Raw genomic sequence first — 9,018 nt, 5'->3', positions numbered from 1 at the left:
CTCGGAGGAACGCATCCGCGAGCTGCGGAAGGAAGCCGGCACCGTCTTCCTCGTCAGCCACAACAACAAGTCGATCCGCGACACGTGCGACCGCGTGCTGTGGCTGGAGCGCGGTGAGCTGCTGATGGACGGCCCGACGGACGAGGTCGTACGGGCGTACGAGAAGGAAACGGCGCGCTGAGCATCTCATGGGATTGACCGGTTCGTAACGATCAACTGCCTTATATGCAAGGCCCTTTAGCGGTCCGCGTGGCATTGTATGGATCAAGCACACACCCCGGCGGGCGTCGGGCACCTGTACGGCGTACGCTGTACCGTGCTGTTTTTGCGCCTGTTCCGCGGCGGGCGAGGGTGTACCCCCGTACTCCCCGTGCCTGCGGCCGCCGGGGCGCCGGAGAAACGGCCGAGAGGGCCGACGGCAGGGGCGCCGCCTGCGGCGTGTCCGAAATAGGATGTTCTGGCTCGGCAGTGTAGAACGGGAGATGTGACGGCAATGGGTACGGGAACGCTCCAGATCAGAGACGCGTACGCCGTCCCCGGTCCGGGCAGCCCGCGATGACCGCGGGGACGGACGCGCACGCGCGCGCCGTGCTCGACAAGGCCGCGCACGAGAACTTCCCCGTGGCACCCTTCTTCGTGCCGCACGCCTGGCGGGCCGACCTGATGGCCGTCTACGGCTACGCCCGCCTCGTCGACGACATCGGCGACGGCGACCTGGCCCCCGGCGGCCGCGACGCGGAGCTGCTGGGCCTGGACCGCGAGCAGTCCGACGACCGCCCGGCGATGCTGGACGCCTTCGAGGCCGACCTGCGCCGGGTCTTCGACAGCAGCGGCACCGGCCCCCGCCACCCGCTGCTGATCCGCCTCCGTCCGACCGTGCGCCGGTGCGGTCTGACGCCCGAGCCCTTCCTGGGGCTCATCGAGGCCAACCGCCAGGACCAGCGGGTGAGCCGCTACGCCACGTACGAGGAGCTGCTCGCCTACTGCGAGCTGTCCGCGAACCCCGTGGGCCGCCTCGTCCTCGGCATCACCGGCACCGCAAGCCCCGAGCGGATCCGCCGCTCGGACGCGGTCTGCACCGCATTGCAGATCGTGGAACACCTGCAGGACGTCGCCGAGGACCTGGGACGCGACCGCGTCTACCTCCCCGCCGAGGACATGCAGCGCTTCCGTGTCACGGAGTCCGACCTCGCCCGGCCGACGGCGGGCGCATCGGTGCGCGCCCTGGTCGCGTACGAGGCGGAACGCGCCCGGACCCTGCTGAATGAAGGGACCCCCCTGGTGGGTAGCGTCCACGGCAGGCTCAAGCTGTTGCTCGCGGGGTTCGTGGGCGGGGGGAGGGCCGCGCTCAAGGCGGTCGCCGCCGCAGGCCACGACGTGCTCCCCGGACCGCCGAAGCCCACCAAGCTCAGCGTGCTGCGCGAGGTGGGGGCGACATTGCGAAGAGAGGGGTGAGCGGGACCGTGAACGGAACGCCACACGCGTCCGCACCGGTACTCGCCGCGTACAGCTACTGCGAGGCCGTCACCGGACAGCAGGCCGGCAATTTCAGCTACGGCATCAGACTGCTGCCGACCGCCAAGCGGCGGGCCATGTCGGCGCTGTACGCCTTCTCCCGGCGCATCGACGACATCGGTGACGGGCCGCTGGCGCCCGAGGCCAAGCGGCTGCGGCTGGAGGAGGCCCGGGCGACACTCGCCCGGATAAGGGACGGCGCGATCGACGAGGACGACACCGACCCGGTGGCCGTCGCGCTCGCGCACGCCGTGCGCCGCTTCCCCATTCCGCTGGGCGCGCTCGACGAGCTGATCGACGGCGTCCAGATGGACGTCCGCGGCGAGACCTATGAGACCTGGGACGATCTGGCCCTCTACTGCCGCTGCGTCGCGGGCGCCATCGGGCGCCTCTCGCTCGGCGTGTTCGGCACCGTCCCCGGCGCACGCGACGCCGAGCGCGCTGCGGAGTACGCCGATACGCTGGGCCTGGCCCTGCAGCTCACCAACATCCTGCGCGACGTCCGCGAGGACGCGGCCAACGGCCGCACCTACCTGCCCTCCGACGACCTCGCCAAGTTCGGCTGCTCGGACGGCTTCCACGCGGCCGTGCCCCCGCAGGGCGCGGACTTCACCGGGCTGGTGCAGTTCGAGGTGCGGCGCGCCCGCGCCCTGTTCGCCACCGGCCTGCGGCTGCTGCCCATGCTCGACCGGCGCAGCGGCGCCTGCGTCGCCGCCATGTCCGGCATCTACCGGCGGCTGCTGGACAGGATCGCCGAGGAGCCGGAGGCCGTGCTGCGCCGCCGGGTCTCCCTGCCCGGCCGGGAGAAAGCGTTCGTCGCCGTGCGCGGGCTGTCCGGGTACGACGCGCGCAGCGTCCACCGGGCGACCGCCAGGGGGCGCGCTTGATGACCCGCACGCGCACGGGCCGGTGTGCAACCCTCCGCCCGGAGGGCACGTCCCAGACAGCAGCCGAGGGGGTGGGCGCATGACCGAGGGGACGACAACCCGGCCCGAGCGGCTCCGCACAGACGAAGCAGGCCGTCCCCTGGGGGCGGCCGCGGTGGTGATCGGGGGCGGCCTGGCAGGCGTCACGGCCGCCCTCGAACTCGCCGGTGCGGGGCTGCAGGTCACGCTGCTCGAAGGGCGGCCGCGCCTCGGCGGCCTGGCCTTCTCCTTCCGCCGCGGCGGCATGTCCGTCGACAACGGCCAGCACGTCTACCTGCGCTGCTGCACCGCCTACCAGTGGTTCCTCGACCGCGTCGGCGCCCGCCACCTGGCCCCCCTGCAGGACCGGCTCGACGTGCCCGTCCTCGACGTGGGCCACCCGTCCGGGCGCCCGCGCCTGGGCCGGCTGCGCCGGGCCGCCCTGCCCGTGCCGCTGCACCTGGCGGCCAGCCTGGCCACGTACCCGCATCTCTCGCTCGCCGAGCGCGCCAAGGTCGGCCGCGCCGCGCTGGCGCTCGGTGCGCTCGACCCGGAGGACCCGGCGCTGGACGGCGTGGACTTCGCCACCTGGCTGCACCGCCACGGCCAGTCCGCCCGCACCGTCGAGGCCCTGTGGGACCTGGTCGGCGTCGCCACCCTCAATGCGACGGCGGACCGGGCGTCCCTGGGACTGGCCGCCAAGGTCTTCAAGACCGGGCTGCTCTCCGCGCCCGGCGCCGCCGACATCGGCTGGGCCCACGTCCCGCTCGGCGAGCTGCACGACACCCGGGCCCGCGCCGCCCTCGACGGGGCCGGGGTCCGCACCGCGCTGCGCACCCGCGCCACCGCCATCACCCGCAGTGCGGACGGCGGCTGGCACGTCGACGCCGAGTCCGGGCCCGGCACCGCCGAGCGGCTGGACGCCGGCACCGTCGTGCTCGCCGTGCCCCAGCGCGAGGCCCGCGCCCTGCTGCCCGACGGGGCCCTCGACGACCCGGACCGGCTGCTGGACATCGGCACCGCGCCGATCCTCAACCTGCACGTCGTATACGATCGCAAAGTTCTCCGTCAGCCGTTCTTCGCGGCGCTCGGCAGTCCCGTGCAGTGGGTCTTCGACCGCACGGAGTCGTCCGGGCTCGCCGGGGCGGACGGCGCCGCGCAGTACCTGGCCGTGTCGCAGTCCGCCGCGCAGGACGACATCGACCGGCCGGTCGCCGAGCTGCGCGAGCGCTATCTCCCGGAGCTGGAGCGGCTGTTGCCGGCCGCGCGGGGAGCCGGCGTGAAGGACTTCTTCGTCACCCGGGAGCGGACAGCGACGTTCGCCCCCACCCCGGGGGTCGGGCGGCTGCGGCCGCAGGCCGCCACCGGCGTGCCCGGCCTCTACCTGGCCGGCGCGTGGACCGCCACCGGCTGGCCCGCGACGATGGAGGGCGCGGTGCGCAGCGGTGTCCAGGCCGCGGGCGCGGCACTCTCCGGGCTCGGACGGCCGTACCGTGACCCCCTTGCGGGAGGCGGCGGCATGACCCGGCGAGCCGACCAGGCGTGCGCCCCCCGGACGGGGCGCGCGTGAGCACGACCACCAGAGGAGAGACCGTGACTTCGGCGATCCCAGCTGTCGACACCGCGGGCGTGAGCGCCCTGCTGGAGCGCGGACGGGCGCTTGCCGCACCGGTGCTGCGCGACGCCGTGGGCCGGCTCGCGCCGCCCATGGACGCCGTCGCCGCCTATCACTTCGGCTGGATCGACGCCGAGGGCCGCCCGGCGCACGGCGACAGCGGCAAGGCCGTGCGCCCCGCCCTGGCGCTGCTCTCGGCCGAGGCCGCGGGTGCCGCGCCCCAGGCGGGCGTGCCCGGCGCCGTCGCGGTGGAGCTCGTGCACAACTTCTCGCTGCTGCACGACGACCTGATGGACGGCGACGAGCAGCGCCGCGGCCGGGAGACCGTGTGGAAGCTGCACGGCCCCGCGCAGGCCATCCTCGTCGGCGACGCCCTCTTCGCGCTGGCCAACGAGCTGCTGCTGGAGCTGGGCACCGTCGAGGCCGGCCGGGCCACCCGACGGCTGACCACCGCCACCCGCAAGCTCATCGACGGCCAGGCCCAGGACATCTCCTACGAGCACCGCGAGCGGGTCACCGTCGCCGAGTGCCTGGAGATGGAGGGCAACAAGACCGGTGCCCTGCTGGCCTGCGCCGCCTCCATCGGCGCCGTCCTCGGCGGCGCCGACGACAAGACCGCCGACGTCCTGGAGGCCTACGGCCACCACCTGGGCCTCGCCTTCCAGGCCGTCGACGACCTGCTGGGCATCTGGGGCGACCCGGCGTCCACCGGCAAGCAGACCTGGAGCGACCTGCGCCAGCGCAAGAAGTCGCTCCCGGTGGTCGCCGCCCTGGCGGCCGGCGGCCCCGCGTCCGAGCGGCTCGCCGGCATCCTCGCCGCCGATGCGAAGCTCACGGACGCCCAGCTCGCCGACTTCGACGAGGAGGAGTTCGCCTCCCGCGCCGCGTTGATCGAGGAGGCGGGCGGCCGGGAGTGGACCTCCCGGGAGGCCCGCCGCCAGTACGCCACCGCGATCGAGGCCCTCAACGGGGTCGACATGCCCGCGCAGGTCCGGGCGCAGCTCGTCGCGCTCGCCGACTTCGTCGTCGTACGCAAGAGATGACATATGAGAGATGACACGCAAGAGACGGAAGAGATGATTCCCATTCACCCGATCTAGCGCGCAGTCGCCGGCCGGTGCCCCGTGCGGCACCGGCCGACGCAACCCCCAAGTACGGCAGTCACAAGCAGTACGGCAGAGACGCAATTCACTGCAAAAGGGGAAGCCATGACAGCGACGACCGACGGCACCGGGGCACATCCGCCCCGCGCGGCCGAGGCCGGACACAGCACGATCGCCGAGCCCCTGCCCGCGGCCGCGGGGGCGGCGAAGACGCACGAGGCCGCGGAACGGGCCACGGCCCGAGCCGTCGAACACCTGTTGTCCCGGCAGGACGAACAGGGATGGTGGAAGGGCGACCTGGAGACCAACGTCACCATGGACGCCGAGGACCTGCTGCTCCGTCAGTTCCTGGGCATCCGGGACGAGGAGACCACCCGCCGCGCCGCCCGCTGGATCCGCTCGCAGCAGCGCCCGGACGGCACCTGGGCCACCTTCCACGGCGGGCCCGCCGAACTCTCCGCGACCGTCGAGGCCTATGTCGCCCTCCGGCTCGCGGGCGACGGCCCCGACGCACCGCACATGGCCGCCGCCTCCGCCTGGGTCCGCGGACAGGGCGGCATCGCCGCCACCCGGGTCTTCACCCGGATCTGGCTGGCCCTCTTCGGCTGGTGGAGCTGGGACGACCTCCCCGAACTCCCGCCGGAGATCATCTACTTGCCGAAGTGGTTCCCGCTCAACATCTACACCTTCGGCTGCTGGGCCCGGCAGACCATCGTGCCGCTCACCATCGTCGCGGCCCACCGCCCCGTGCGCCCCGCCCCGTTCGTCCTCGACGAGCTGCACACCGACCCGCGCCGGCCCAACCCGCCGCGTCCGCTCGCCCCGGCCGCGAGCTGGGACGGCTTCTTCCAGCGCCTCGACAAGGCACTGCACCTCTACCGCAGGCTCCCCGTCGGGGCGCTGCGCCGCTCCGCCGTCAACTCCGCGGCGCGCTGGATCATCGAGCGCCAGGAGAACGACGGCTGCTGGGGCGGGATCCAGCCGCCCGCCGTCTACTCGATCATCGCCCTGCACCTGCTCGGCTACGATCTCGACCACCCCGTGCTGCGTGCCGGGCTCGAGTCGCTGGACCGTTTCGCCGTTCCGCGCGAGAACGGCGAGGCCCGGATGATCGAGGCCTGCCAGTCCCCGGTCTGGGACACCTGCCTCGCCGCCGTCGCCCTCGTCGACGCCGGCGTGGCGCCCGACCACCCGGCACTGGTCAAGGCGGCCGACTGGATGCTCGACGAGCAGGTCCTGCGCTCCGGCGACTGGACGGTGCGGCGCCCCGAACTGCCCCCGGGCGGCTGGGCGTTCGAGTTCCACAACGACAACTACCCCGACATCGACGACACCGCCGAGGTGATCCTCGCCCTGCGGCGCATCGCCCACCCCGACCGGGAGCGCATCGGGACGGCGATCCGGCGGGCCGCCCGCTGGACGCTGGGCATGCAGTCGAAGAACGGGGCCTGGGGCGCCTTCGACGCCGACAACACCAGCAAGTTCCCCAACCGGCTGCCGTTCTGCGACTTCGGCGAGGTCGTCGACCCGCCCTCCGCCGATGTCACCGCGCACGTGGTCGAGATGCTCTCGGTGCTCGGCAAGGAGCACGACCCGCGCACCCGGCGCGGCATCACCTGGCTGCTCGCCGAACAGGAGCCGAGCGGCGCCTGGTTCGGCCGCTGGGGCGTCAACTACCTCTACGGCACCGGGTCCGTGGTCCCCGCCCTGGTGGCCGCCGGGCTCCCCGTCGCGCACCCCGCGATCCGCAGGGCCGTGGACTGGCTGTTCAGCGTGCAGAACCCCGACGGCGGCTGGGGCGAGGACCTGCGCTCCTACCGTGACCCGGAGTGGATCGGCCGCGGCGCCTCCACCGCCTCGCAGACCGCATGGGCCCTGATGGCCCTGCTCGCCGCGGGCGAGCGGGAGAGCGAGGCCGTCGCCCGGGGCGTGGCCTGGCTCGCCGACACCCAGCGCGAGGACGGCTCCTGGGACGAGCCGTACTTCACCGGTACGGGCTTCCCGTGGGACTTCTCGATCAACTACCACCTGTACCGCCAGGTGTTCCCGCTCACCGCGCTCGGCCGGTATCTGCACGGCGAACCCTTCGCCGCGGACCGGGCCAGGGAACCCCGGGAGAGCTGATGACCCCCGGCACGGGCACGCCCGCCCCCGCACCGCTGCTGATCGCCTGCGCGCTCGGCATCGAGCGCCTGGCCCTGCGCGGCGGCACGGGCGGCGCGGCCGGGCCCGTGACCGTGCTCCGTACCGGCATGGGCCCCCTGGCGGCGGACCGTGCCGTTACCGGGGCCCTCGCCGCGGGCGGTCCGCTGCAGGAGGCGGCCGTGATCGCCACCGGCTTCTGCGCCGGCCTCGCACCGGGCATGCACCCGGGCGACCTGGTCGTCGCCGACGAGACCCGCGACGGGGAGGGCCGCACCGAGTGCCTCGGCTCCGAGATCCTGGCCAAGGAACTCGCCCGTGCCGTCCCCGGCCGCGTCATCCACACCGGGCCGCTGGTCGGCTCGGACCACGTCGTGCGCGGCGCGGAACGCGCCGGACTGCACGCCTCCGGCGCACTCGCGGTGGACATGGAGTCCGCCGCCACGCTCCGAAGCGCGGTGAGGACGGGCCCGCGCCCGGTTGCGGCCGTCCGGGTGGTCGTGGACGCTCCAGAACATGAACTCGTCCGAATCGGGACCTTGCGGGGTGGAATATCGGCTTTCCGCGTGCTCCGCACCGTCCTTCCGGCTTTTTTCGAATGGCACCGTTCTTTGCTGCTCCCCAGGAGGTGAGCCAGATGGCCATGCCGCTTCGCCAGACCATCCGGGTCGGGACCTATCTCTTTGAACAGAAGCTCCGGAAGCGCGACAAGTTTCCGCTGATCGTCGAGCTCGAACCGCTCTTCGCCTGCAACCTCAAGTGCGAGGGCTGCGGGAAGATCCAGCACCCGGCGGGCGTGCTGAAACAGCGGATGCCCGTTGCCCAGGCGGTCGGCGCGGTGCTGGAGTCCGGTGCGCCGATGGTGTCCATCGCAGGCGGCGAGCCGCTGATGCATCCGCAGATCGACGAGATCGTGCGGCAGTTGGTGGCCCGGCGGAAATACGTCTTCCTCTGCACCAACGCGTTGTTGATGCGGAAGAAGATGGACAAGTTCAAGCCCTCTCCCTATTTCGCGTTCGCGGTGCACATCGACGGGCTGCGCGAGCGGCACGACGAATCCGTTGCGAAGGAGGGCGTCTTCGACGAGGCGGTGGAGGCGATCAAGGAGGCCAAGCGGCGCGGCTTCCGGGTCACCACCAACTCCACTTTCTTCAACACCGACACCCCGCAGACCGTCATCGAGGTGCTCAACTTCCTCAACGACGAGCTGAAGGTGGACGAGATGATGATCTCGCCCGCCTATGCCTACGAGAAGGCCCCCGACCAGGAGCACTTCCTGGGTGTCGACCAGACCCGCGAGCTCTTCCGCAAGGCCTTCGCGGGCGGCAACCGCCGCCGCTGGCGGCTCAACCACAGCCCGTTGTTCCTCGACTTCCTGGAGGGCAAGGCGGACTTCCCGTGCACCGCCTGGGCCATCCCCAACTACTCGCTCTTCGGCTGGCAGCGCCCCTGCTACCTGATGAGCGACGGTTACGTGCCCACGTACCGGGAGCTGATCGAGGACACCGAGTGGGAGAAGTACGGGCGCGGCAAGGACCCGCGGTGCGCCAACTGCATGGCCCACTGCGGCTACGAGCCCACCGCGGTGCTGGCCACCATGGGCTCGCTCAAGGAGTCCCTCCGCGCCGCACGGGAAACCGTCTCCGGAAACCGGAGTTGAGCACCATGACCACGCGTGAACCGGTCGGGCTCGGACTGCCGTCCGTCCCGGCCAAGCTGGCCGACCGTCGTGTCAGCC

General features: G+C 72.6%; 7 protein-coding genes and 1 pseudogene. All 8 read left to right on the top strand.

Annotated elements, in window-relative coordinates; all coding sequences use genetic code 11:
- Window positions 1-181, top strand: a pseudogene (locus HG542_RS33410) (ABC transporter ATP-binding protein); the annotation flags it as partial.
- Between the two features lie 374 nt (window positions 182-555).
- Entirely contained in the window at window positions 556-1,455 is a 900-nt protein-coding gene (hpnC, locus tag HG542_RS33405; RefSeq protein WP_171088137.1) for a squalene synthase HpnC, read from the top strand.
- Entirely contained in the window at window positions 1,452-2,402 is a 951-nt protein-coding gene (gene hpnD / locus HG542_RS33400; RefSeq protein ID WP_171088135.1) for a presqualene diphosphate synthase HpnD, read from the top strand. The genes hpnC and hpnD overlap by 4 nt, the downstream gene beginning before the upstream one ends.
- 79 nt (window positions 2,403-2,481) lie before the next feature.
- Window positions 2,482-3,990, top strand: a complete 1,509-nt coding sequence (gene hpnE, locus HG542_RS33395; protein ID WP_171088133.1) for a hydroxysqualene dehydroxylase HpnE — start codon at window positions 2,482-2,484, stop codon at window positions 3,988-3,990.
- 23 nt (window positions 3,991-4,013) lie between these two features.
- Window positions 4,014-5,078: a polyprenyl synthetase family protein gene (locus HG542_RS33390; protein WP_227728259.1), complete on the top strand. Its 1,065-nt coding sequence runs from the start codon at window positions 4,014-4,016 to the stop codon at window positions 5,076-5,078.
- Between the two features lie 165 nt (window positions 5,079-5,243).
- Window positions 5,244-7,262, top strand: a complete 2,019-nt coding sequence (shc, locus tag HG542_RS33385; protein WP_171088129.1) for a squalene--hopene cyclase — start codon at window positions 5,244-5,246, stop codon at window positions 7,260-7,262.
- Window positions 7,262-7,912 carry a 5'-methylthioadenosine/S-adenosylhomocysteine nucleosidase family protein gene (locus HG542_RS33380; protein WP_171088127.1) on the top strand — a complete coding sequence of 217 codons (651 nt, stop codon included), beginning with the start codon at window positions 7,262-7,264 and terminating at the stop codon, window positions 7,910-7,912. The genes shc and HG542_RS33380 overlap by 1 nt, the downstream gene beginning before the upstream one ends.
- Window positions 7,913-7,917: 5 nt before the next feature.
- Entirely contained in the window at window positions 7,918-8,940 is a 1,023-nt protein-coding gene (hpnH, locus tag HG542_RS33375; protein ID WP_171088126.1) for an adenosyl-hopene transferase HpnH, read from the top strand.
- The last annotated feature ends 78 nt before the right edge of the window (window positions 8,941-9,018 follow it).

The sequence above is a fragment of the Streptomyces morookaense genome (assembly GCF_013030945.1).
Classification (GTDB): domain Bacteria; phylum Actinomycetota; class Actinomycetes; order Streptomycetales; family Streptomycetaceae; genus Streptomyces; species Streptomyces morookaensis.
The sequence above is the reverse complement of the archived record's forward strand: the minus strand, read 5'-3'. Positions and strand labels throughout refer to the sequence as shown.